This window comes from Streptomyces sp. NPDC005017, assembly GCF_042873115.1.
Classification (GTDB): Bacteria; Actinomycetota; Actinomycetes; order Streptomycetales; family Streptomycetaceae; genus Streptomyces.
Window position 1 is genome coordinate 74,802 of record NZ_JBIALD010000028.1, and the last position, 22,583, is coordinate 97,384.

The window sequence follows — 22,583 nt, forward strand, 5'->3', positions numbered from 1 at the left end:
GCAGCCTGGAGGTAGAGTCCGCCGAAACTCTCAGGTGGCCGCTGAAGGAGCACACGTGCCAAGAACCACCCCACCCCGCCCTGTTGACATCACGTCCATATTCCCGGAACTGGCGCCGTTGGCCAGGCAGGCTGTCCGCCTGCACCCCCGCGAGGGCCGGCCGACCGTTCACGACAGCTCCGTCGGCGGACCACTCCTGTGGCCCGCCGACGAAACGTGGCCGACCTGCACGAAGGAACACCACTACAGTCACCCGCCTGTCTCCCTCGGCGACATCCGCCAAATGCGGGCCCTGTTCGACGCCGCCCGGCGTCGCCCCCGCGACCCTCGCAAGTTCCTCCTCACCCCCGACGAGGGCGCATGTCTCGCCACACTCAAAGCAGGGCATCCGGCTCACCCCGAGCCGAATGCCCTGCTACCCGTCGCCCAGCTCTACTTCCGCGACATCCCCGGACTCGCGGGCCCCGAGGGAGCCGACCTGCTGCAAGTCCTGTGGTGCCCCCTTGACCACGACAACGGACTTCCCGCGGCCCGCCTCGTCTGGCGGAACGCCGCGAGCGTCGGCACGCTGCTCACCGATCCCCCGGAACCCGCGGACGTCCAGCACGACGGCAGTTACGTTCCGGCACCCTGTGTCCTGCACCCCGAGGTCGTCACCGAGTACCCGGCTCCGCACGAACTCCCGGAGGAGCTCGCCGACCGTCTCTACGACTGGGGAGAAGAGCAGGAGAACCCCGATCACCCGGCAGCGCACCATCGCCCGGAGGAGCTCGCCGACCGTCTCCACGACACGGGAGAGGAAGAGGAGGACCCGGAAGAAGGCCCCGGCGGCCCCTACTACGAATACGAACTCTCGGTCGCTCCTGGTTGGAAGATCGGCGGTTGGGCCCCGTGGGGCTACGGCGATCCCAAGCCCCTGCACTGCGATATCTGCAGTGCCCGGTACGAGCCCTTGTTCACCATCGACTCCGGCGAGAGCAGCGGCTGGAGCGACACCTGGACCCCCCTGACAGACCTCGAGAAGCCGTCAGGCCCCGTCGGCCTGCGCACTCCTCACGACGCGCCGATGGTGAAGATCGGCTCGGGCTACCGCATGCAGATCTACATCTGCCCGACGTCGTTCGACCACCCGCATCTCGAAGTGATGCAGTGAGCGCGTCTGCGCCTCCCGAGCGCCGGGCGAGCAGTCTGCGCCGATCGGTCTGAAGCCCGTGCCGATCCGCGCGACCGCCCAGGTGGCCGGCCAGACCGTCCCATTGGTCGATGCCCCGCGCAGGGTGAGGCCGACGCGGGGCCTTCACCCAAAATTTGGACACAGCCATGCGGCTCGGGGCAGGGTGGTTGATGTTGTGTCGGCTGCTCTCTCGTAGGCGATGGCTGCGTCCGCCGGACCCGGCACTCCGGGGGCGAGGAGATCACGCCCTTTCCACGGCCCCCGCCGGCGCGGTCGATGCGGACGGGTGGATGTTCGCCTTGGTCAGGTCCCCGCCGAGATGAGCCATCAGCCGTGGGTCCATGATCCGCCGCCACAGCGGAGGGAACCACGCCACGACGATCATCGATGCATAGCCCGAGGGCAGCTGCGGTGCCTCGTCGAAATGCCTCAGTGTCTGGTAACGCCGCAGGGGGTTGGCGTGGTGGTCGGAGTGCCGCTGCAACTGGAAGAGGAAGAGGTTGCTGACGACATGGTTGCTGTTCCAGCTGTGCCGCGGCGACACTCGTTCGTAGCGGCCGTCGGGGCGGCGCCGCCTCAGCAGTCCGTAGTGTTCGAGATAGTTCACGGTCTCCAGCAGGCAGAAGCCGATGACGGCCTGCAGCAACAAGTACGGCAGTACCACCGGCCCGAACGCCAGCGACAGGCCGGCGAACAGTGCCACGGTCAGGGCCCACGCCGTCAGTACGTCGTTGTGCCGCCCCCACGTGCGGCGGCCGCGGCGCTCCAGCCGACGGCTCTCGAGGCGCCAGGCGGAGCGGACACTGCCGACGACGGTCCGCGGCAGGAAGCGCCAGAAACTCTCGCCCATCCTGGAACTCGCCGGATCCTCCGCGGTGGCGACCCGGACGTGGTGCCCGTGATTGTGCTCGACATAGAAGTGGCCGTAACCGGTCTGCGCCAACGCCAACCGGCTGAGCTGCCGCTCCAGACGCTCACGTTTGTGGCCGAGTTCATGGGCCGTATTGATCGCCACGCCGGCGACCACACCCGTCGTCGCTGCGAGGCCGAGAGCCGACACCACGGACAGGGTGCCGCTGCTCCACCGCTCGCACGCCCATATCAACGCGGCGAACTGGAGGGGGAGGTAGAGATAGGTGCACCAGCGGTAGTAGCGGTCGGCCTCCAGGCGCTTCATGACTGCCTCGGGGGGGTTCTCGCCGTCACTGCCGGTCGCCTGGTCGAGCAGGGGAAGCAGGACGAAGGCGAACACGGGTCCCCACCACCACATCGCGTCCGCGCCTGTCACGGCTGCCAGGCCGCCGGCCTGGAAGGGCAGCGTGGGTACGGCGAGCGCCAGCAGCCACAGGTAGCGCTTCGGATCACGCCACTGCTGGACATCTCCTGCACGGTCGGGCGTCACGGTCGGCTCCTTTCCATCCGGTGTGCACCGGGGAACCACGAGCGTGCCTGCCGCAGGAGGCGCTGACAAACGCGGCGCAGTGTAAACATTCTGATTGGACGTCATCAATCGGCGACGGCGGACGCCCCTGTGGTGTCGACGGACGGGGCGGCAGGAGCCGACCCCCGCGGGCCGGGGCGGAACAGACGCCTTGCTGCCCTTTCTGACCAGCCGGCCCGATCCGGTGTCCTCCTCCGCCCGGGCCCTTTTGCCTTCACGCCTAGCGGGTGCGGTGCCGCAGGCCATCGAGCAGCAGCGCGAAGAAGCGGCGGACGTCGCCGTGAGACTGACAGTGAGCCACATGCCGCTTCCCCCGGCGAACCTGGGCGACGCTCCTGAAGGGGTGGCCCGCACAGTGGGAGCGGTCCTCGGTGTTGCGGGGCCTTCGGCAACTCAGCCGACGCACGCACGCGGTCGGACTGCCGGTGGCCCCGGCTCGCGCCGAGCCGCAACGGCCGCCGTTTTGCCGGCGGCGCGGGCATCCGGGTCCCGTCCCTCGGGGAGGAGCCGCGAGCCTTTCCTCCGCCGTGCCACCCGATCAGCTGTCCTGGAAGCAGCCGGCGGGTCGTCCGGCACGAAAGCGTCTGCCGCGGCCGTCTCACCGAGTCTGAAGGACCGAGCCGTAGACTGCGGTCATGACGGAGATCCCCAGCGTGACGCCCCACGAGGCCTTCGAGATGCTGCTGGCCGGCAACAAGAGGTTCGTCGCGGGCTCGCCCGAGCACCCCAACCAGGACGCCGCCCGCCGAGCCGAGACCGCACCTGGCCAGAACCCGTTCGCCGTGATGTTCGGCTGTTCCGACTCCCGACTGGCGGCCGAGATCATCTTCGACCGCGGGCTGGGCGACCTCTTCGTCGTGCGCACGGCCGGCCATGTGGCGGGCTCCGAGGTGCTGGGCAGCATCGAGTACGCGGTGAAGGTGCTCGGCAGCCCTCTCGTGGTGGTGCTCGGTCACGACGCGTGCGGCGCGGTCGCGGCCACCCGCGCCGCCGTCCAGGACGGCACCACGGCCGGCGGCTACGTGCGCGACGTCATCGAACGTGTGACCCCCAGCGTGCTGGCTTCCCGGGCTGCCGGACACACCGAGGACGCGGACTTCATCACCGAGCACATCAAGCACACCGTCGATCTGCTGCTCGACCGCTCCCGCCTCCTGGCCGAGGCCACGGAAGCCGGCCGGGTCGCTCTCGTGGGCCTTTCCTACCGGCTGGCCGACGGCACCGCCCATGTCGTCACCGTGCGTGGCCTCGACGCACCGGCGCATCTGTCCTGACACCGCTCGCCCGACGGGCGGCTCACCGGGCGGGCGGCCCGTGCCTGCGAGGGCCGCCCCCCACCCCACATCCTTCACATGCCGGGGGGTTTGCGGCGGGGAGACGGCGCACATGTGCCGAGGCGCTCTGGCCGGGTCCCGCGGGGCGAACGGCCCTCGGCGGCCGCCGTCGCCGTTGCATGGCTGCTCGAGCGCCGGCGTGCAGCGATCAGCAGGTGTGGGCTCGGTGTGGGGCAGGCGGGGTCCCCCGCCGGCCGGCCCGTGTACCGGCGTCGCGAAAGGGCCGGAGCGTTCCTCGATCGCCGCTGGGCCCGGCGGCGTCCGCGGCCCGCGCGAGACAGGGACGCCGCGTCGAGCGGGTCCCCGGATACGGCTCGGCCCTGTGCTCACGAAGCATCCCGTGATCCAGGCCGTGCCTTTCGGACCTCACCCGGATTCCATCTGCGCCTGGATGATCGAGGACACCCTGTCCGGAACACCGCTCCGACAGTCGGGGCGCACCGGGGCGCCGTGGTGGAAGGGCTAAGTGCTCCGCTGGTCGTGGGTGTCCTGGCGGAGTTGTCGGGTGTGCCGGGTCAGGGCGTCGATGCGCTCGGCGAGGTCGGCGTCCTGGGGTCGCAGGTGGGCCCGGGTGGTTGTCAGGGGCTGCACCAGACGGGCGGCGTCGTCGTCGGCGAGGGCCAGGTTCAGCTCGCCGACCGCGTCGGCGGGGAGGCCGGTGAGGGCGCTGACCTGTCCGGCGAGGCGGCGCAGGTCGGCCGCGTTGGCCCGGGCCCAGGTCGCCACGGTGCGGTCCGCGGCTCGGGTGTCACGGGTTGCCTGGACGCGCTCCTCGCCGGTGCTTCCGGCCTTTCCGGGTCGCAGTCGCAGGTAGCGGCGTTCGGCGGCTTGCCTGCTGGCCACGCCGAGAGGGCCTGCGAGGTCGGCCCAGCTCGCACCCTGCCCGCGGGCCGTCTCGATCAGGCCGCTCTCCCAGCCGGCGAGCTGTTCGCGGACCTCGCGTAGGAGCAGCAGTGCGGCCAGGGCCGGGTGCGGACCGGAGTCGGCCGGGGTCGGCGCTGTGGTGGCGGGCGGCGGTGCGGGGTGTTGCTGCGCCTCCTTCAGGGACTGGTCGATGGCCTGCAGTGCTGCTGCGGCGGCATGGAAGGTCACAGGGGCGGGATGCGGGTCTGCTGGTGTCACGGCACGCTCCGTCGTGTTGTCGTCCCCCAGATGACGGATCTACTTGTCATCGTTTCGATGACATGTTACAACAGGAGCACGTTGAAGCGCATTGGCAGTTCCTGCCTGAACCGTCTGGAGGTGTTTCGCGATGTTGATGCGCACCGACCCCTTCCGCGAGATGGACCGGATCGTCCAGCAGCTGTCGGGTACGTCCGGGACCTGGTCGAAGCCGTCGGTCATGCCGATGGACGCCTACCGCGAGGGTGACGCCTACGTGATCACCTTCGACCTGCCGGGTGTGAGCACCGACGCGATCGACATCGACGTCGAGCGGAACATGCTGACCGTGAAGGCGGAGCGCCGCCCGGTCGCGAAGGCCGACGCCGTGAAGATGGAGCTCTCCGAGCGGCCCCTCGGTGTCTTCTCCCGCCAGATCGTGCTGGCCGACACCCTCGACACCGAGCGCATCCAGGCCGACTACGACGCGGGTGTCCTGACCCTGCGGATCCCGATCGCCGAGCGCGCCAAGCCCCGCAAGATCAGCATCGGCGCCGGGGCCGGCACCAAGCAGATCTCCGCCTGAGGGCCCCGCGCCGGGCACCGGCGGTGGGCGGGGGCAGCCCATCCCCCCTGACGGCTCCCGCCCTCCGCCACCCGGCCCGCCTTCCTCACCCCTGTTCCCGGAGGTGATGCACATGCCGATGCGCAGGGAGTCGTTCCTGGCCGGTGTCCAGGAACGCGGCAAATACGAAACCGCCGAGGAAGCCGACCGCGTCGCCCGCGTCGTCCTGGCCCTCCTCGGCGCACACCTGGTCGGCACGGTGCGGGCCGAGCTGGCCGCCCGGCTCCCCGAGAGCTACGCGCTGATTCTCCTCAACCCGCTGCCGGCCACAGAGCCGCTGTCGCCGCAGCGGTTCGTCCGCGCGACCACGGCCTGGATCGAGGGCGCCACCGAGGAGACCGCCCTGTGGGACATCGGCGCGGTCCTGTCCACGGTGGCCTCCGCAGCGGGCGACGCCCTCACCCGCGAGGTCCTGCTCCAGCTGCCGCCCGGTTACGGCCTCCTCTTCGGCCGCCTCCAGCCCCTCTGACCCCACCGGCCGCAGGCCGGTCCCCCCGCACAGAAAGGCAACCAGCCGTGTTCGACCAGCCTCGTCGAGCGAACCAGTCCGAGCCCGCCCTGACGTTCGACCAGATGCTGGAACGCGTGCGCTACGAAGGCGCCTATCCCACCCGCGAGCGAGCCGCTGAAGCCGTCCACCACGTTCTGGGCGCCCTCGGCCGCCAGCTCACCGGAGACGAACGCGTCGACCTCGCCCAGCGCCTGCCCGTCGAAGCCGCCCTCACCCTGACCGCCCAGATCCCCGACACCGAACACCTCACCGGCTGGGACTTCGTCAGAGATCTGGCCGCCCGCACCGGCGCCACCCCGGCCACCACCCGCTGGGACACCGGCGCCGTACTCGCCGTCGTCACCCACCTGGCAGGCCCCGGCCTCCTCACCAGGATCCTGCACCAGCTCCCCGACGGCTACGCCCTCCTCTTCGGCCAGGCGGAACTGCGCCGACCGCAGGCCGCCGCGGCCTGACCGAGCCGGCCGCGCGCCGACAGGGCCGGGACAGCAGTGCCGTCCCGGCCCCCAGGGCGCCACTTCTTCCTCGTTTCCTGTTCAGGACAACCCTTGAATCCCTGGCCGGAAACTTCGTGCCCCCTCATACCCGTGCGTTGCGGACGTATGGTCTTGCTGTTGTTGGTGTGGTTGACCGTACGGGAATGATGTTCGGGGAGCGGGGCACACAGGTGGTCTCATGTGCGCCCCCACCGAGCTGTCGCTCTACACCAGCCTCGAGGAACTTGCCGGGCTGCTCTCGTCCCGGCGCGGCCTCTACGTGCGGTAGTCCCTCGGACCTGGACATGATCTGCCGCAGCTCAGCAGCACGGATGACTTGACCGGCGTCAGACTACCGGGGCTGTCAGCGAGCCCCTCTGGATGTCGAGGACTGGTGGGGATCACGGCCCAGGCACGTATGGGTAGCGCGTCGACTGTACGACTACTGCCACCTTCTCCACCACAAGGACGCCCGCACCCGGTCATGGGTGCTGCATGGCAGTGAGGTGGCTCGTGGACCGGACAACGAACCCTTGGTGACGAACGTCGAACCGCTCGGATGGATTGCGGAACGGACCATTCAAGAGGCTTTCCGTGTCATCGCTGAACAACCCGGCCGGTGGGGCACCCTCGACCGGGGCGGACGCACCTGACACTCTTCCGGGCACGACTGAGCCCCCTGAACATCGCACGGCCACTCCGCAAGGGACTACGCACTGCCTGCCTGGGGTTCGTCGGCGAGGTCTCTGACGGGAACCGCGCCGACACCATCCTTCCGGGCGCGCTTCGTGGCAGGGCGGGACACGTGGTGGCGCGGCGTCATGGAGGCGTCCGGCCGCCGCGTCGCAGCCCGTTGGTGTCGGATTCACCATGGCCCCAAATCCAGACAGCGTTCTGGGGGTTGTTCCGCCGGCCGGCCCTCGTGGTGCTCGCCGCCTGCGCCCAGATCCGCCTGGCCCGCGTGCCGACGCGACGAGCGATCGGACATCGCACCGGTGTTGCCTCCGCATCCGAGTATGCGGACCGCATCGCCGCCGTGTCGCCGCATGCCGTCGATCGCCTTTCCCTCTTCGGCAGAGAGCGAGCCCGAACTCGCTGACCAAAGTGGCCTTTTTCTTCTGTTATGAGCCGAAATGGGGGTACCCGCGTCGTGGAGACGGGACCGGAGACACCGGTTCCGTCGGCTGCCCCGCAAGCACCGAAGGAGGAACGACTCATGACTGAAGATGCCGGTCGGGTTCAGCAGACAGGGCAGACGGCCAAGGAACAGACGACAGCGGTGGCGGCCCAGGCCGGGCAGGCGGCCGGGGAAGTGGCCGGGACGGCATCCGAGCAGGCCAAAGCCGTTGCGGGTGAGGCACGCGCCCAGGCGAGCCATGCGATCCGCGACCTGGGGCAACGCCTGCTGGATGAGAACCAGGGTCAGGTGGAACGGCTGGCGGGAACGGTGCGCCAGTGGGCCGACGACCTCGCCGGCATGGCGGAGAACGCCTCCGGCGACTCCCCCGCCCGGAACCTGACGAGCCAGGCCGCCGACCAGGGCCACCGCGCCGCGGACTACCTGGAGAAGAGCGGGCTGGAGGGCATGGCGGACGATCTGCGGACCTTCGCGCGCCGTCGTCCGGCCGCGTTCCTGGGCGGTGCGGTGCTGGCCGGCCTGGTGGTCGGCCGCCTGGCGAAGGCCGGGACCAAGGCCGCCAAGGCCACGTCCGGCCAGTCCTCCGGCGGGCCGGGACAGATGCCGGAGTACGGGCAGAGCAGCACGCTGCCCCCGCCACCTGTCACGCCGCCGGCCCCCGTGACGCCTGCGCAACCGGCCGGGTATCCGGCCCACCCGGGAGTGTGACATGTCGTCGATCCACCCGAGGCCGCAGGGAACCGGTGGACTGCCGGACGGGGGCCCGGACCGCTCGACGGGCGAGCTGCTGTCCGCCGTGACGTCCGACCTGCAGACGCTTTTCCGCCAGGAGGTCGAACTGGCGAAGACGGAGATCCGCGAGGAGGCCACGAAAGCGGGCAAGGCCGCCGGAATGTACGGCGGCGCCGGCTTCGGCGGATACATGGTGGCGCTCTTCCTGTCGTTCGCCGCCGTCTTCGGCCTGGCCAACGTCATCGACGCTGGATGGGCGGCGCTCGTCGTCGCCGTCGTCTGGGCGGTGGTCGCCGCAGTCCTGTACATGAAGGGGCGCTCACAGATGCGTGAGGTGTCCCCCAAGCCCGAACAGACCATGCAGAGCCTGAAGGAGGACGCCCAATGGGCACGGCACCCGACCAGTTGAGGTCCGACATCGACATCACCCGGGACCGGCTGGCCAAGAACGTCGACCAGCTGACCGAACACGCCCGCCCCCGGCAGATGGTGCGTCGCCGCACCCGGCGCATGCGTGGAGCGGTCTCAGGGCTGCGCGAACGCGTCATGGGCACCGTCAGCGATTCCACACAGACAGCGCGGGACCGCACGGTGCAGGCCGGGCAGTCGATACAGGACACCACCCAAGACGCCGCAGGCACGGCACGCCAGACGGCCGGTCAGATCGGTGACGCGGTCGGCCGCGCCCCCGAGCAGGCGATGCGGCAGACGCAGGGCAATCCGCTGGCGGCCGGGCTGATCGCGTTCGGAGCCGGGCTCATGACCGCTTCGCTCCTGCCGACCTCCCAGGCCGAGGAACAAGCGGCCTCCCGGGTCACGGAGCAGGCGGGCGATGCCCTCGAACCCGCCAAGCAGGCGGCGCTCGAGTCCGCGCGGCAACTGAAGCAGGACGCCACCGACGTCGCCCAGCAGGCCGCCCAAGAGGTCAAGGACACCGCCGCAGAGGCTGCCAGGACCACCCAGGAAGAAGCAGCCCGCCAGGCCGGCCAGGTCGGACAGCAGGCCCGCGAATCCGGTCAGCAGGTGGCCGACCAAGCTCGCGGACAGACCTGACGGCCCCGCCCGGCCAACAGTCGCGGCGCCCTCGGGCGGGCACCGCACGCTGCGAGGAGTTCCGCGTCCGGCCCGGACGAGAACGAACCGGTGACCTCACGACTCCGCACCCGAGGCGAGGTACCTGAGCCCGGATCGGCTCGTCCGGACCATACGACGATGCTGCCCTCAAGCCGGGGTGACGTCTGCCGGGCCCTCGTCGGGGACGCGGGGTTCCTGCGGCGTTCGCCGTCCTGCAACACCCATTCGCGCAGGCGGCCCGGTTTGCGCGGATCGGCGGCGACGCAGCTCGATCGAGGCACGGGTCGCCGAGCGGTGGCCAGTGAGCGGAAGCCGACGGCCGGGCAGGGCATACCCCGAGGGGGCTGCCAAGCATCTCGCCGGAGAGACAAATCGGTGAGGAGCCGCCGTCAAGATCGTCGGCTGCGGAAGAACAGTCAGGTACCGGGTGATCAGCCGATATCGGCGTACCCGTTTCCGAGGCCTGGCGTCCTTCGCTCGCCGGCCCCGACTGGTCGCCCTCGCGGGGATCAACGGCATCAGCGCGGTCTTCGGCCGCGACTACGGCCTCACCCTCGCCGTGCTCGTCACCGGGCCGCTCACGGCCGGCGCCGGAGCCTTCGGCACGGTCTCCACGGTGCTGGCCGTGGGCGGGATCCTCGGAGCCGTGCTCGGCGCGAGGCTGCACCGTCCGTCGGTGCGTCTGGCCGGCGCGCTGGCCGCCGCAGGGGCGCTCCTCCAGGTGACGGTGGGCCTGGCGCCGTCGCTCGCCGTGCTTTTGGTACTCGTGCTGCCCATGGCGGTGGCGGAGTCCATGTCCGACACCGCCGGGACGGCCGTACTGCAGACCGACCCACCCGCTCACCTGCGCGGCCGCGTCCTCGGGGTGTGGAACGGCATCGCCATGCTCTGGGGCCTCGCCGCACCCCCTGCTCTGGGGCCCTGATGGAGCTGGCGACCCCCGAGGGGCCCTCGTCAGCGGCGGGCTGCTCGTCACCGACGTGATCGGCACCGCTCTGGTGGTCACCGCGCGCCGGGCGCCGGCCCGGACCGCCCTGCCCGCCCGACCGGGTGACGTACCGGACCGCGCTGCCCTCGGCACGGCCGCGTAGTCCGGCCGACTTCGCCGCACGGATCCCGGCTGGTCAAGGGCGCCGGCCAGTACCCCCCTCCGGCGTGTCCCAGGAGTCCTCACGGCGCGCGGCGGCCGGCGGCTGCGCTGCCGGCCCGGGTCCCGGGGACTTGCCTCGGGCCGCGCGGCGCGATCCCCACCAGAACGCACCGAGGATCACCAGGACGAGTACGAAGCCGACGACGATCAGGAGCAGCGAAGGGAACGCCGACGCGGCCAGGGGTGTGAGTTCGTTCATGCAGACCGCGTTCCCCACCAGGGCGGATTCACCCGCGATGTAGCTCATCCGGCCCTTCGGGGCAGGCCCCAGCACCTTGAGAACGAGGGCCGAGTCGAGCAGGCGGGAACGGCGACGGTAACAGCGTCCACGCGGCCCACGGTTTGGCACGTCCCCCGACTCCAGCACGTTCCGCCGCCGAAAAGCACACTTGCCGCAACCCGAAAGTCCCGAGCGGGAGGACCAGCTCATCGTCAACGATGGTGAAGGCGACGTGGTCGGGCGCCACTCGGTCACCGAGCCGGCGGACCACCTGCTCGACGGCGACGCCGAACTGCGCGACGGGGAGGCAGGACGCAGGCCTCGCCCCCGTGTCCGTCCGTCGCCACGATTCCGGTCGGGGATCTGCGTCTCGCGGAATCCTCCAAGACACCGGCCAGCGAGAGCGAGCCCATATACGAGCGCAGACAGCCGGCGTGCCCCGGCCCGCCAGGGCCGGCAGGCAAGACTGCCCACCTTGCCCATCGCGACCTCAATAGCTCTGTCGTCACCCGCGCAATCGCGGTAGCCGCAGCGGCGTGGGCCCTCGGCCACATGGGCGAGCTGATCAAGCGCATACCGTTCGAGGTGGTCGGCAGCTCTTCGACGTCATGCCAACGGACGCGCCGTCGGCCGAAGCTGTTCGGCCCGAGCGTCAGTCCTCGCCCCGCACCACGTTCCAGCCGGGTTCCCGGCGCGATGATCCACCCTCTCCGTCGAGAACCGCGCGGACGTACGTGCGTACACCCTTCCCGCGCAGGCGGCGCGCCCTCGCCCAGCCCGTTTCGGGCCTGCGGACGACGGACCTGTCACTGGCTTCTGCAACCACAGCTGCTCAACTTCTCTCTGCGCTCGGGCCGGCCCGTCAGGAGCCGTTCCATCTGCTTGCCCTCCCGAAGGCCTGTCTTTTCGGGTGACCGACCGGAGTGCCGCGAAACGCCGAGTGGGCTGGTCAACAGCAGCTCGCGCGTGAAGTCTCACGGCAGGCCCGACCGGGACACGGTTGCCCGCCCGGTGAGGAGGCCTTCTCCCGGTAGGGGGTACTCGTGGTGCATGCGATTGAGCGTGGTGGATGTGGGGTCGAACACGGTTCGGCTCGTGGTGTCCGACGCGGAGGACGGTGTGCCGTTGCCGGTGCACACCGCGAAGTGGAAGCTGCGACTGTCCGGTCAGGTCGACGCCGAGGGCCGCATCCCCGACGAAGCGGTGCTACAGCTGGTCGAAGCCGTCTCGGCGGCCGGCCAGACCGCCCAGCGGTGGGGAGCCGCAGGTCCACTGGCATTCGCCACGGCGGTGGTGCGCCACGCACCGAACCGCCTCAACGTGCTCCGCGCCGTCCGCACCGGGTCCGGGATACAGATCTGCACGCTGCCCGGCGAACTGGAGGCCGAACTCACCTTCCTGGGCGCACGACGCTGGCTGGGCTGGCAAGCCGGGCCCCTGGCCCTCTTCGACATCGGCGGCGGCTCCCTCGAAGTGGCCTTCGGCCGTGGCCGCATGCCCGACTTCGTGGCGTCGCTTCCCCTCGGCGCCAACCGTCTGACCCGGGAGTTCTTCGACGGACAGGATCCGCCGATTGTTCGTAGCGTGAAGGCCCTGCGCCGCAAGGCCCGCCACCAGCTGCGAGATGTCGCCGGACGGATCCGCTGGGAGGGCCCGCGCACCGCCGTCGCGACCTCCCGCACCTTCCAGCAACTCGCCCGCCTGGGTGGGGCCGCGCCCGGACGCCGGGGACCGTTCGTACCCCGGCAGCTCGCACGGCGCGACCTGCGCGGCTGCATCGACGTCCTGGCCGCCCTGCCCACCCACGAGCGAGCCGACCTCCCCGGGATCTCCGCGCCGCGGGCCCGGCAGAGCCTCGCCGGCGCCATCGTGGGCCACACCGTCATGAAGCTGACCGGCGCCAAAGCCGTGACGATCTGTCCCTGGGCCATCCGCGAGGGAGTCCTCCTGCGCTACATCGAGGACGGAGCCGCCTGGTGGTCGGCCATCGCAGACTCTTACGACGGATCGGCCACCGCGGCACGGATGCCCCTGCGGATCGCGACACCGCCCGCCTGAATTTTCCGCACGTCGACCGTCATCCCGCAGGTGCCCGGCAGACCACCAAGGTCCTGCTCCCGGCTGGACGAGGGCGCTGGGCCCTGAGCTCGGCATCGCCCGCACCTGTAGGCAGGGTGAGCCGGCGACTACGGTCTGGCGCTCATGCCCTCTGCGGCACCAGGGCGCCGTCAAGCGGGGTGAGAAAGGCCCTGGAAGGGGAACTCGTCGTCCTAACACACCATGATGCGAGAGAGAGATCGCGGAAATGTCGAACCCTCAGCAGCCCGAACAGCGGCGCAGCCACAAGGGCGGCGCCACACCCCAGCGCACCGGTGAGCTCAAGGCCCGAGAGAGCGAGGACACGACCGGCGGCCACGCCCACGGCACGGACAAGGGCGGCAAAGGCGGCGGAGAAGGCGGCGGAGTGCCCCCCGACCAACGGTCCGAGCACCCCTGAGCCCTCGCACCCGTAACCGAGCACAGCAACCTCGCACCCGTAACCGAGCACAGCAAGGAGAAGCACAATGCCCGCCGGATCAAGCCCCAAGCGGGAACGACAGTACGAGCACATCAAGGAGAGCGCCAAGGACCGCGGCGAGTCCACCAGGCGCGCCGAGGAGATCGCGGCCCGGACCGTCAACAAGGAACGGGCCAGGTCCGGTGAGTCGAAGACGGCGAGCAAGACCTCCACCCGGGACCCCAAGTCCGCATCCCAGCGCGGCGGACAGCGCTCACACGGCGGCGCACAGGGACCGACGAAGGACCAGCTGTACCAGGAGGCGAAGAAGCGCAACATCCACGGCCGCTCCTCCATGTCGAAGAAGCAGCTCGAGAACGCCCTCGGCCGCTGACCGATGGAGCGCAGACGGATCGCAGCCGGCGGCGGTCCCGGCCAGGCGGATCGGCAGCCGGAAGGCGTCGCGACCGAGCGAAGTGGGGCTGGGACCATGTCCGAGCACCGAGTGATCGTCCATCCGCCGCTGCGGACCGGAGGCCGGACGGTAGAGATCGACGACCGTGTCCTTGGCACCGCACGCAGCCTCCACGACCTCACCGTGCTCCTCCGGAACGCCGGCATGACCGACTGGGACGAACTCGATGTGGTGGACTCGGACCTGATCGAGTGGCACGAAGGCGGGCCCGAGAACTGGAAGGCGTGGAGGACGCCGCCGTGACAGACCCGCGGCGCGAGAGCGTCTACTTGCGGGACACGTCCGCCTCACCTGACACGCGGGGTGCCTGCGGGTCAGCCTTCGATGCCGGTGGTGGTGTGGGGGGCGCCGACCGGCTTGAATCCGGGGCGCGCTGGACGAGGCAGACGGTGCCGATGTCAGCGCGTGCAGGTGGTACACGTCGGCCTGCGTTCTGGCACTGCCGCGACGGGTCCAAGCGCTCACCCGTCGACACGCCTGTCCGCCGGGTCCCGGTCGGACTTCGGCCACACGTAGGGCAGGTCCGCCGGTGTGCCGGGAAAGAGGTCACCGTAGGCTTCCGGGTCCTTGCGCACGAGGGCCGACCGGTGGCTTCGGTGGAAGGCATCGTCGCCGATCCAGGGCGGCAGCTCGCCCGCCGCCGCGAGCACGAGCTGGTCGCGCACGGTGGCGCCGGGACGGGCCGCGGTGAACCCGGCGACGAGTGAGTCGGCGCAGGTGTCCTGGTGACCCTGCTCCCGCCAGACCCGGCAGATCTCGAGGCCGTAGCACACCAGCGCCTCCTCGTAGCCGGCCCACATCCGTACGGCAGGATGCCTGCGCCAGCCGTATCCCTCGACGGTGAGACCGCGCAGGACCTGCAGCGCCTCCACGCGCTGCTTGCCCAGACGACGGCGGTCCAGCAGCAGTGCCGACCGACGGAAGTCGGGATCGGGCAAGAACGTCTGCATGACGACAGTCCTGATATCGGGGCCTCGCGGGCGGGTCAACCGCTTCGTTCGGCCGCCTCGCGGTCGGCCCGTCCCCCCGCCCCGAGAGGGCCGGTGGGATTCAAGGCCCGTTCCGCCTGGAGCCGGGGCAGGTGCCGGCGCGACACGCGCACGACCACCGGCGGCAGGGCGGCGCGGACGGGCTGGACGAGGCGCAGCCAGCCCGGCGCGTACACGGAGGGGCGTCGGCACTCCAGACCGCGCACGACCCGCGCGGCGACCGCTTCCACCCGGTGGACCCGTCTCGCGGGCGGGGGCATGTGAGCGCGCAGCTCGCGCAGGACGGTGTGACGGTCGGCGTCTCGCACCATGTCGGTGTCCGTCCAGTTGAGGTAGGCGATGCCGACGCCGACGCCTTCATGTGCCACCTCGGCCTGGAGGGCGTGAGCGAAGGCCTCCACCCCTGCTTTGGAGGCGCAGTAGGCGCTCATCAGCGGAGCCGAGCCGAAGGACGCCAGGGAGGCGATCTGGAGGTAATAGCCGCCCGTGGCGATCAGGTCCGGCAGGAAGGCGCGGGCCGTCTGGGCGCTTCCGGTCAGGTTCACGTCGATCACCCGGCGCCACTGCTGCGGGTCGGAGGAGACGAACGGCCCGCCCTCGGCCACCCCGGCGTTCGCGATCACGGCGGAGGGGCGCCCCACACGGTCGCGCGTCGTCAGCGCCGCCCGCCTCAGCGCCGAGGCGTCGGTGACATCGACCTCCAGCGTCAGGGCCGGTCCCGGCAGCCCTGCGGCCACCTGGTCCAGTCGGGACTTCTCATGGCCCAGCAGGACCGGGACAGCACCCCTCCGGGCCACCTCGCGGGCGAGGGCGGCGCCCACTCCGCGCGCGGCGCCCGTCACCACGACCACCCGGCCTTCGAGTGGGCTGTTTCTCACGGGCCGTTCTCCTTCCTGCCGGACGCAGGTCCGCTTCTCGGGCCCCTTTTCCTTCGGGCCACGGTGCCCGTCCTGCGGGTTGCCTCACGTGCCCGCGGCCGGGGGCCGTGACGTGTGATCCGGGTGCCCGTGCGTCCGGCGGGCCTCCTTCATCTCGGCCTCGTACAGGTGGTCACGTCCGTGCGCGAGTTCCCGCACGGCGCTCTTCTCCAGAGCCCGGAACGGCTCGTAGTACGTGCCGTCGTAGGCCTCGACGATCTGGAAGGTCCAGTGACCGGGGATGACGTTGCGCCCGAGGATGTCCTGCTCGACCTTGTCGGCCCACTCCGGGTGACCTGCCTCGCGCAGCAGGCGCACGGCGCGGTCCAGTTCCAGGTCGGCGCCTCCGGTGAGCTGGTGGAAGTCGTACAGACGGCCGCGGGCGCGTTCGGTGGTCTCCAGGGCCTTGGACAGTGCGCCGAGGGCCTCGACGGTCTTGTCGTCGACGCCGTCGGGACGCCGGTGGCTGCGGTCGGGGCCGCCGGGTTGGTGACTCATGACGCTCCTGACTGCACTCGTTGTTCCTGTCGTCTCGCCGGTCGGCGATGCGTTCACCGGATGGCCGGCCGGACGGGCCTTTACGGGTCGGCCGGTGGGCACGGTGGTGAGGTCAGCGCCGGTGACCTGTGCGGTCGCGGCGGGCGAGAACTCCCTGGGCGCCCGCCAGTCCGGGTGTCCGCCGGCCGCGCAGCGCGGCGCGCGCGGCGTTCGCACCGGGCGCGCCGTGCACCCCGCCGCCCGGATGGGCACCGGCCGAGGCCAGGTAGAGACCCGGCACAGGCGTCTCGGGACGCCCGGTGCCGGGAACCGGTCGGAAGAAGAGCTGCTGGTGGATCGCGGCCGTACCGCCGTTGATGGCTCCGCCGAGGAGGTTGCCGTCGAGTTCCTCCATGGTGGGCGGCGCGAGGATGCGCCGGGCGCGGATCCGGGAGCGGAAACCGGGCGCGAAGCGCTCGACCTGCCGCTCGACGCGGTCCGCCATCCGCTCCTGGGCCGCCGGACCCCAGTCCCCGGTGATGCCCTCCTCCCCCGCGTCCGCACGGATGTCGTGCGGCACATGGGTGTAGGCCCAGGCGGCCTCGGTGCCGAGCGGTGAGCGCGCCGCGTCGGCCGTGGTCATCTGCCCGAAGAGTGCGAAGGGCCGGTCCGGCACCTGGCGCATGGCGATCTGGGCGGCGAACCGGGTGAGCTCGTCGACGCCGTCGGCGAGATGGACCGTCCCGGCCCGCCGGGCGGCCTCCGCCCGCCACGGAACAGCCCGGTCCAGCGCCCAGTCCACCTTGAACGTGGCGAAGTCCCACTGGAACCGCCGCAGGTCCGCCAGCAGCTGGCCCGGCACGTGCTCCGGACCGACCAGCTCGCGGTACAGCACCGGAACCGCGACGTCGGCCAGGACCGCGCGCCGGGCGGCCACCGTCTCTCCGTCCGACGTGCGCACGCCCACGGCCCGTCCGCCCCGCACGACGACCCGGTCGACCCGCCGCCCGCAGCGCACGCGGCCGCCCAACGACTCCAGGCGCCGCACCAGCGCCCCGGTCAGGGATCCCGCGCCACCCGCTGGCACCGGAAAGCCGTACGTCTGCCCCAGCATGGACATCAGCCAGCCGAAGCCCCCGCTGCCCGCGGACTCCGGGGCGAGATCGGCGTGCAGCGCGTTGCCGGCCAGCAGAAGCCGGCCGCCCTCGCCGTGGAACTCCTCCTCGCCCAGCCGACGCACCGGCAGGATCAGCGACCGGGCGGTGCGCAGACCTCCCGAGCCCCGCAGACGCCAGGCCAGTCGCGCCGTCGCCTTGACCGGCGGGAAGGGGGTGAACAGGGCGTCCAGAATGTCGTGACCCACGGTGTGCCACAGGTCGACCAGTCGGCGCCAGGCCGCTCCGTCGCCCGGCGCGAACGCCTCGAGCGACGCGGCCGTGGCGTCGACGTCCCGGTTCAGCACCGCGCATCGGCCGTCGCTCAGCGGGTGGGCCAGCACACTCGGCGCATGGCTCCACCGCAGACCGTGACGCTCCAGGTGGAGGGCGGAGAGCACAGGTGAGGCGGCGGCCAGCGGGTAGAATGAGCTGAACAGGTCGTTGACGAAGTCGCCGTCCACGCCTCGGTCGTGCCGCACCGCGCCGCCCGGCTCCGGTTGCTCCTCGAAAACCTGGACGCTCCATCCGGCGTCCGCCAGCACATTGGCGGCGACCAGACCGTTGGGTCCGGCGCCGATCACCACCGCGTCAGGCATGGCTGTCTTCTCGGTCGGCCTCCTGGGCCTGAGCGCCGTCGCGGCAGGCCCGTGCGAGACGCGCGAGCATGGCGCGGTGACGCAGCTGCATCACTGCCTCGAAGCCCGCGTTGTGGAGGGTTCCGCCTGCTCCCCGCAGAGGATGCTCGTCGACGATGACCAGACAGTGCTCGCCCCACTCACGCAGTTCCAGAGCGATCCGCGCGGTGCCGAGGACACCCGCGTGGGCCTCCAGCTCCAGGACGGATCCCTCCTCGCATCTGCGGACGACGGTCTCGTTGCCGACCCGGAAGGGGCCCAGACGGATCTCGTAGCCGATCGTGGCGCCCTTCTGCGGCCACCGGCCACGCACAGGGTGGGACGAGGAGGTTCCCACCACCCATTCCGCGTAGCGGTTACCGTCGGCCAGGACGTCCCACACCCTGGCCGGAGTCGTCCTGATGAGTCGGTGTCGTCTTGCCACCTGGGCCTCCTGGATGTCCGAAGGCGTGCCGTACCGTTCGTGCCCGGGAGCGCCGCCCCCCGCACACGATGTGCCGGTCAGCCGGCGAGCAGGGGGGTGACTGCCCGGCCCTGGCTCATGGGACTACCTTCCACGGTTTCACGAAGCCCGGTTTCCCCCACTCGCGGCGAATATGCCGCTTCCTGCCGATCACGCCGGGTGGTGCACCGGCCGAACTCCAAGCCGTTGGAGTTCGGAGAGGCGTCCGACGAAGCTCTTCGCCGCCCCTTGACAGCTATGATCGCGCCCTGCTCGTCCGCCAGGCAGGCGCCTGTGTCGAGAGGCCTCGAAACCGCTTCGGGTGGGGCGTGCGGTCGCATCGCTGCCGCCTTCCTCCCCGGCCGACCTTCGCGGTCCGCGTCATTGGGGTTCCCCGGGCGACGGCCTCGGGGCGAGTGATGGGCGCGCCGCCCGGTTCGCCGGCCCGGCCACTCGAGTCCACGTTCGCGAATCCCCGGCCCCGCTTCCCACCTGACCTGATCGCCGCAGGTCTGACGCGTGGGCGCGCCGATTTCACGCCCGCACGAAGCCCTCCGCCGCGCCGAGCCCTCCAGAGAACGCTAAAGGGCCGGCTTCGTCCCCTTCGCCGTGTTCCTGCCGCTCACAGGTCTTCGATGCTCCGCACATAAGTGTCGTACTCCAGGTCGGGGAAGGCTTTGAGCTGCTCTCTCACCGCTTCGCGCATGTCACCGGTCAGCGACACGGACACCCCGGCGGGGAGGTCGGGATCGTTCGAACGGTTGGCGGAGCCCACGATCGCGCTCGGATCCAGGTTCTCCAGTGCGTGAAGGACCTCTTCGAGGCGGTCGTTGAGGACAGTCGTGGTGACGTACGTGCGAACAGCCATCATGGTCTCCCTCCGGCAGGCCGGCCACCTCCCATCGTGCGCCTGTTCGATCGGTCCGGGCGTCGGCCGAGGCACGCGCGGTCAACGCATGTACGGGAACTCCCACCCCGCCGACCGGGCAGATCACGCGGCTTGCACGAAGGGCATGCCGCCAGCCTCGGCCGTCAGGTACGGAACCGCACCCTGGACTCCGCCGCCTGGACGGCTCCCCCGCCCCATGCTTTCAGCAACCGGGCGGCCGGCAGTCCACGTGCACGGGCGGCGGCCTCACCCAGGAGCGCGATCGTGGGCCACACCGCATGAAGCCGACCGGCGCCGAAGCGGTCGCCGCCTGCCCCTGGCCATGCGCGAGGGGGTACTGCTGCGCCACATAGAGGACGGAGCCGCCTGGTGGTCAGCCGTCGCGGAACGCAAGGACGGCTCGGTCACGACGCCAGGGGCACCCCGGCGGATCGTCACACCACCAGCCTGAACGCCGCCGCGGCACCCCGCTCGGCACCGCGCCGGTCACGGAGGCGGACGGCGATGCGTCCGCCATGGGCGGCAAGGTGCCGGGCAGTTCGCTGCGCAGGTCTGCCCGCGCGTGAACCACGCGCTTCAGCGGCGGTACCCGGTCGGCGTCCGATGCCGCACAGCGGCCTCACCGCCCGGCGGGTCCGCCGGGGCGGTGAGGCCGGAGTCGCCCTCCGGCCGGGCTCCGGTCCATGGTGGCGTGCCGCGACGAGGGCGGCGTCGACGTCGCGGGTGCCGGTCGACACGCACAGCGCGTAGGCGACGTCCTCCATGTGTCGGCGGACGGATTCGCCGCCCTCTTCGGAGGGCAGGAGGCTCAGGGCCTCGTACTGTCTGATCAGGTTCTGCAGCACTGCCGGGTGTGCCGGCAGGATGAAAGCCTCCCGGTCGTCGTGCCAGGGTGCGGTCGCCCGGCGTGTGCGCGCCGGGGCCGGCTCAGTCCGAGGACAGGGCCTGGAGCAGGTCGCCGACCGTCGCGTCGTCCAGGGACCGCGCGACGTCCGCCTGGGCGACCATGCCGACCAGGTCGTGGCCGTCGATCACGGGCAGCCGGCGCACCTTGTGCTCCGTCATGGTGTGCAGGATCTCCTCCACGTCGTCGTCCGCGCCGATCGTGACGGCCTCGCCCTGGGCCAGGTCACCGGCCTGACAGGTGGCCGGGTCCTTGCCCGCGCCGAGGACCTTCACCACGATGTCCCGGTCCGTCACCATGCCCTTCAGCTTGTTGTCGGTGCCGCAGATCGGCAGGGCCCCGACGCCGAGGTCCGTCATCTTGCGCGCCGCGTCCAGCACCGTCTCCTGGGCGCCCACACACTCGGCACCGCCGGTCATGATGTCCCGCGCCTTCGTCATCGCCTTGCCTTCCTGTAGCTGTGCGGTCAGTCCTGCATCCGCCTCGGCGATCAAGGGAGATCGCTGCGGAGCGGATGGGTGAGGCCCGCGTTCCCCAACGGGACGGGGACTAACGGATCAGGCGCACGGGCCGTGGGACTGCGGGCCGCGGCGAGACGGACGGTGGGCAGGGGGCCGGGAGAACGTCTGCCGTTTTGCAGGCCCGTCTCCGTCCCGGTAGACGGTCTCTGTCGTACGGCGTTCACGCGGGCCCTTCCGGCAGGCGGTCGAACAGCATCAACAGAACGCGTAAATCGGTTGATTTAGTTACGGAAGGCATGTGTGGGCATGGACTCGCCCGGCTACCCCGTTCGGCATGACACGAACTGAGAAGCAACAGGGCATGCACAGCGGGCGCGCCGCGTCCAACCAGGAGACCGAGACCGTTCGAGGGAGAAGGGACGGACCGCACGAGCAGGTGGAGCGGCGGGCGCCGGACACTCCGGCCGACCTGCCCAAGCGCTCCTGGGCAGCGGTGCTGAAGGGCACGCTGAAAGAATTCAAGAAGGACGAACTCACCGACCGGGCCGCGGCGCTGACCTACTACGGGATCCTGGCGCTGTTCCCGGCCCTGCTGGCACTCGTGTCGCTGCTGGGCATCGTGGGCCGGTCGGCGACACAGCAGGTGCTGGACAACATCCAGACCCTCGCCCCGGGCGCCGCGCGGGACGTCCTCAGCAACGCGGTGCGGCAGATGCAGGGCAACGCCGGGCTCGGTTCGATCATGGCGATCGTGGGCCTGGTGCTCGCGGTGTGGTCGGCCTCCGGCTATGTCGCCGCGTTCATCCGCAGCGCGAACGCCGTCTACGACGTCCCGGAGGGCCGCCCGGTGTGGAAGGTACTGCCGGTCCGGGTCGGTGTGACCGTGGTGCTGATGGTGCTGGCCGTGCTCAGTGCGCTGATCGTCGTGTTCACCGGCAGCCTGGCCCGCCAGGCCGGCACCACGCTGGGCCTCGGGGACACCTTCGTGACGGTGTGGTCCATCGCCAAGTGGCCCGTGCTCATCCTCCTGGTCACCGCCATGATCGCGATCTTGTACTGGGCCACCCCGAACGCGAAGGTCCGCGGCTTCCGCTGGATCACACCCGGCAGCTTCCTCGCCCTGGTGATCTGGATGATCGCCTCGGCCGGGTTCGCGCTGTACGTGGCGAACTTCGGCTCGTACAACAAGACCTACGGCGCTCTCGCCGGTGTGATCATTTTCCTGGTGTGGCTGTGGATCACGAACCTGGCGATCCTCCTCGGCCTGGAATTCGACGCCGAGATGCACCGTCAGCGCGCCGTCGCGGGTGGCCATCCGGCGGACGAGACGCCGTACGTCCAGCCGCGCGACACCCGCAAGTGGGACGACGAGGACCGCCGCCGCCTCGGATCCTGAAGTGCCTGAGCATTGCGGCGCACCGGCCGGCCTCGGCCGCCCTCGTCCGAGCCGCTCCCCGCCTGCTGCCGCGGCTGCTCTCCGGCCGACCGCGTTCGCCTTCCTCGGCGTCGCCGGCCTGGTGCGGCCGGCCGTGGCCCGCACTGGCGATGCAGCGCCTCGCTCTTTGATCGGGTGGCGTTTGTGATCGGGGGACTCGGGAATCCGGCGAGGGCTTCGGCGGACCGCCGAGTCCGCCCGACCGGCAAAGGAAGGTGAGCACCTATGGCGGCAGCAGGTTGCCCTCACACCGGCGGCACGACCCAGCAGCTGCGGGAACGGCCGGCCGGTGAACCGGCCCGAAAGCCTTTGCAGCAGTTGTCGCAGCC

At 70.9% G+C, this 22,583-nt stretch carries 24 protein-coding genes and 4 pseudogenes; 17 read left to right on the forward strand and 11 right to left on the reverse strand.

What is annotated here, in order from left to right:
- Positions 1–283: 283 nt before the first annotated feature.
- A complete protein-coding gene (locus ACFYR0_RS31640) occupies positions 284–1,153 on the forward strand; it encodes a hypothetical protein (RefSeq protein ID WP_389335729.1) in 870 nt (289 codons plus the stop codon).
- A 262-nt stretch (positions 1,154–1,415) separates the two neighbouring features.
- On the opposite strand, the gene ACFYR0_RS31645 is transcribed toward ACFYR0_RS31640, so the two are convergent.
- Positions 1,416–2,576, reverse strand: coding sequence for an alkane 1-monooxygenase (locus ACFYR0_RS31645; RefSeq protein WP_389335732.1), 1,161 nt, complete (start codon positions 2,574–2,576; stop codon positions 1,416–1,418).
- Between the two features lie 190 nt (positions 2,577–2,766).
- On the opposite strand from ACFYR0_RS31645, the pseudogene ACFYR0_RS31650 reads away from it, so the two are divergent.
- Positions 2,767–2,958 (forward strand): annotated as a pseudogene (locus ACFYR0_RS31650) (hypothetical protein); the annotation flags it as partial.
- Between the two features lie 292 nt (positions 2,959–3,250).
- On the forward strand, positions 3,251–3,889 hold the full coding sequence (locus ACFYR0_RS31655) for a carbonic anhydrase (protein WP_389335735.1): 639 nt from the start codon (positions 3,251–3,253) through the stop codon (positions 3,887–3,889).
- A 522-nt stretch (positions 3,890–4,411) separates the two neighbouring features.
- On the opposite strand, the gene ACFYR0_RS31660 is transcribed toward ACFYR0_RS31655, so the two are convergent.
- Positions 4,412–5,071: an HSP18 transcriptional regulator gene (locus tag ACFYR0_RS31660; protein ID WP_389335738.1), complete on the reverse strand. Its 660-nt coding sequence runs from the start codon at positions 5,069–5,071 to the stop codon at positions 4,412–4,414.
- 130 nt (positions 5,072–5,201) lie between these two features.
- Here ACFYR0_RS31660 and ACFYR0_RS31665 point away from each other — a divergent pair, with 130 nt between their 5' ends.
- From ACFYR0_RS31665 to ACFYR0_RS31700, 8 genes and pseudogenes are all read left to right on the forward strand, one after another.
- Positions 5,202–5,636, forward strand: a complete 435-nt coding sequence (locus ACFYR0_RS31665) for an Hsp20/alpha crystallin family protein (RefSeq protein WP_389335741.1) — start codon at positions 5,202–5,204, stop codon at positions 5,634–5,636.
- 112 nt (positions 5,637–5,748) lie between these two features.
- On the forward strand, positions 5,749–6,144 hold the full coding sequence (locus ACFYR0_RS31670; protein ID WP_389335744.1) for a DUF2267 domain-containing protein: 396 nt from the start codon (positions 5,749–5,751) through the stop codon (positions 6,142–6,144).
- A gap of 47 nt (positions 6,145–6,191) precedes the next feature.
- Positions 6,192–6,641: a DUF2267 domain-containing protein gene (locus ACFYR0_RS31675; RefSeq protein ID WP_389335747.1), complete on the forward strand. Its 450-nt coding sequence runs from the start codon at positions 6,192–6,194 to the stop codon at positions 6,639–6,641.
- Between the two features lie 398 nt (positions 6,642–7,039).
- Positions 7,040–7,315 carry a DUF6098 family protein gene (locus ACFYR0_RS31680; protein ID WP_389335848.1) on the forward strand — a complete coding sequence of 92 codons (276 nt, stop codon included), beginning with the start codon at positions 7,040–7,042 and terminating at the stop codon, positions 7,313–7,315.
- Between the two features lie 563 nt (positions 7,316–7,878).
- On the forward strand, positions 7,879–8,508 hold the full coding sequence (locus tag ACFYR0_RS31685) for a hypothetical protein (RefSeq protein ID WP_389335750.1): 630 nt from the start codon (positions 7,879–7,881) through the stop codon (positions 8,506–8,508).
- A gap of 1 nt (position 8,509) precedes the next feature.
- On the forward strand, positions 8,510–8,941 hold the full coding sequence (locus ACFYR0_RS31690; RefSeq protein WP_389335753.1) for a phage holin family protein: 432 nt from the start codon (positions 8,510–8,512) through the stop codon (positions 8,939–8,941).
- Complete coding sequence (locus ACFYR0_RS31695) at positions 8,917–9,585, forward strand: DUF3618 domain-containing protein (RefSeq protein ID WP_389335756.1); 669 nt, start codon at positions 8,917–8,919, stop codon at positions 9,583–9,585. The genes ACFYR0_RS31690 and ACFYR0_RS31695 overlap by 25 nt, the downstream gene beginning before the upstream one ends.
- Positions 9,586–10,066: 481 nt before the next feature.
- Positions 10,067–10,697: pseudogene (locus tag ACFYR0_RS31700) on the forward strand (MFS transporter); the annotation flags it as partial.
- A gap of 33 nt (positions 10,698–10,730) precedes the next feature.
- Here ACFYR0_RS31700 and ACFYR0_RS31705 read toward each other — a convergent pair.
- Positions 10,731–11,003 (reverse strand): DUF6479 family protein, encoded by a 273-nt coding sequence (locus ACFYR0_RS31705; protein WP_389335759.1) that lies wholly within the window; start codon positions 11,001–11,003, stop codon positions 10,731–10,733.
- Between the two features lie 1,023 nt (positions 11,004–12,026).
- Between ACFYR0_RS31705 and ACFYR0_RS31710 the strand changes: the two genes are divergently transcribed.
- From ACFYR0_RS31710 to ACFYR0_RS31725, 4 genes are all read left to right on the forward strand, one after another.
- Entirely contained in the window at positions 12,027–13,034 is a 1,008-nt protein-coding gene (locus ACFYR0_RS31710) for a Ppx/GppA family phosphatase (protein ID WP_389335762.1), read from the forward strand.
- Positions 13,035–13,281: 247 nt separating this feature from the next.
- Positions 13,282–13,473 (forward strand): hypothetical protein, encoded by a 192-nt coding sequence (locus ACFYR0_RS31715; RefSeq protein WP_389335765.1) that lies wholly within the window; start codon positions 13,282–13,284, stop codon positions 13,471–13,473.
- A gap of 67 nt (positions 13,474–13,540) precedes the next feature.
- Entirely contained in the window at positions 13,541–13,867 is a 327-nt protein-coding gene (locus ACFYR0_RS31720) for a plasmid stabilization protein (RefSeq protein ID WP_389335768.1), read from the forward strand.
- A gap of 96 nt (positions 13,868–13,963) precedes the next feature.
- Positions 13,964–14,191: a hypothetical protein gene (locus ACFYR0_RS31725; RefSeq protein ID WP_389335771.1), complete on the forward strand. Its 228-nt coding sequence runs from the start codon at positions 13,964–13,966 to the stop codon at positions 14,189–14,191.
- 218 nt (positions 14,192–14,409) lie between these two features.
- On the opposite strand, the gene ACFYR0_RS31730 is transcribed toward ACFYR0_RS31725, so the two are convergent.
- The 6 genes from ACFYR0_RS31730 to ACFYR0_RS31755 form a co-directional block, all read right to left on the reverse strand.
- Positions 14,410–14,898: an MSMEG_6728 family protein gene (locus ACFYR0_RS31730; RefSeq protein ID WP_389335774.1), complete on the reverse strand. Its 489-nt coding sequence runs from the start codon at positions 14,896–14,898 to the stop codon at positions 14,410–14,412.
- Between the two features lie 35 nt (positions 14,899–14,933).
- Positions 14,934–15,815 (reverse strand): SDR family oxidoreductase, encoded by an 882-nt coding sequence (locus ACFYR0_RS31735; protein WP_389335777.1) that lies wholly within the window; start codon positions 15,813–15,815, stop codon positions 14,934–14,936.
- Between the two features lie 84 nt (positions 15,816–15,899).
- Positions 15,900–16,352: a hypothetical protein gene (locus ACFYR0_RS31740; RefSeq protein ID WP_389335780.1), complete on the reverse strand. Its 453-nt coding sequence runs from the start codon at positions 16,350–16,352 to the stop codon at positions 15,900–15,902.
- 112 nt (positions 16,353–16,464) lie between these two features.
- Complete coding sequence (locus tag ACFYR0_RS31745) at positions 16,465–18,084, reverse strand: phytoene desaturase family protein (RefSeq protein WP_389335783.1); 1,620 nt, start codon at positions 18,082–18,084, stop codon at positions 16,465–16,467.
- Positions 18,077–18,547, reverse strand: a complete 471-nt coding sequence (locus ACFYR0_RS31750; RefSeq protein ID WP_389335786.1) for an SRPBCC family protein — start codon at positions 18,545–18,547, stop codon at positions 18,077–18,079. Before ACFYR0_RS31750 ends, ACFYR0_RS31745 begins: the two co-directional genes overlap by 8 nt.
- 640 nt (positions 18,548–19,187) lie before the next feature.
- Positions 19,188–19,433: a hypothetical protein gene (locus ACFYR0_RS31755; RefSeq protein WP_389335789.1), complete on the reverse strand. Its 246-nt coding sequence runs from the start codon at positions 19,431–19,433 to the stop codon at positions 19,188–19,190.
- A gap of 249 nt (positions 19,434–19,682) precedes the next feature.
- Between ACFYR0_RS31755 and ACFYR0_RS31760 the strand changes: the two are divergent.
- A pseudogene (locus ACFYR0_RS31760) lies at positions 19,683–19,837 on the forward strand (Ppx/GppA family phosphatase); the annotation flags it as partial.
- 193 nt (positions 19,838–20,030) lie between these two features.
- Here ACFYR0_RS31760 and ACFYR0_RS31765 read toward each other — a convergent pair.
- Both ACFYR0_RS31765 and ACFYR0_RS31770 read right to left on the reverse strand, forming a co-directional pair.
- Positions 20,031–20,320 (reverse strand): annotated as a pseudogene (locus tag ACFYR0_RS31765) (DUF5133 domain-containing protein).
- A 61-nt stretch (positions 20,321–20,381) separates the two neighbouring features.
- Positions 20,382–20,798 carry a CBS domain-containing protein gene (locus tag ACFYR0_RS31770; RefSeq protein WP_389335792.1) on the reverse strand — a complete coding sequence of 139 codons (417 nt, stop codon included), beginning with the start codon at positions 20,796–20,798 and terminating at the stop codon, positions 20,382–20,384.
- Between the two features lie 355 nt (positions 20,799–21,153).
- Between ACFYR0_RS31770 and ACFYR0_RS31775 the strand changes: the two genes are divergently transcribed.
- The gene (locus tag ACFYR0_RS31775) at positions 21,154–22,215 is read left to right on the forward strand and encodes a YihY/virulence factor BrkB family protein (RefSeq protein WP_389335795.1); all 1,062 of its coding nucleotides are present in this window, start codon (positions 21,154–21,156) and stop codon (positions 22,213–22,215) included.
- Positions 22,216–22,583 lie beyond the last annotated feature (368 nt).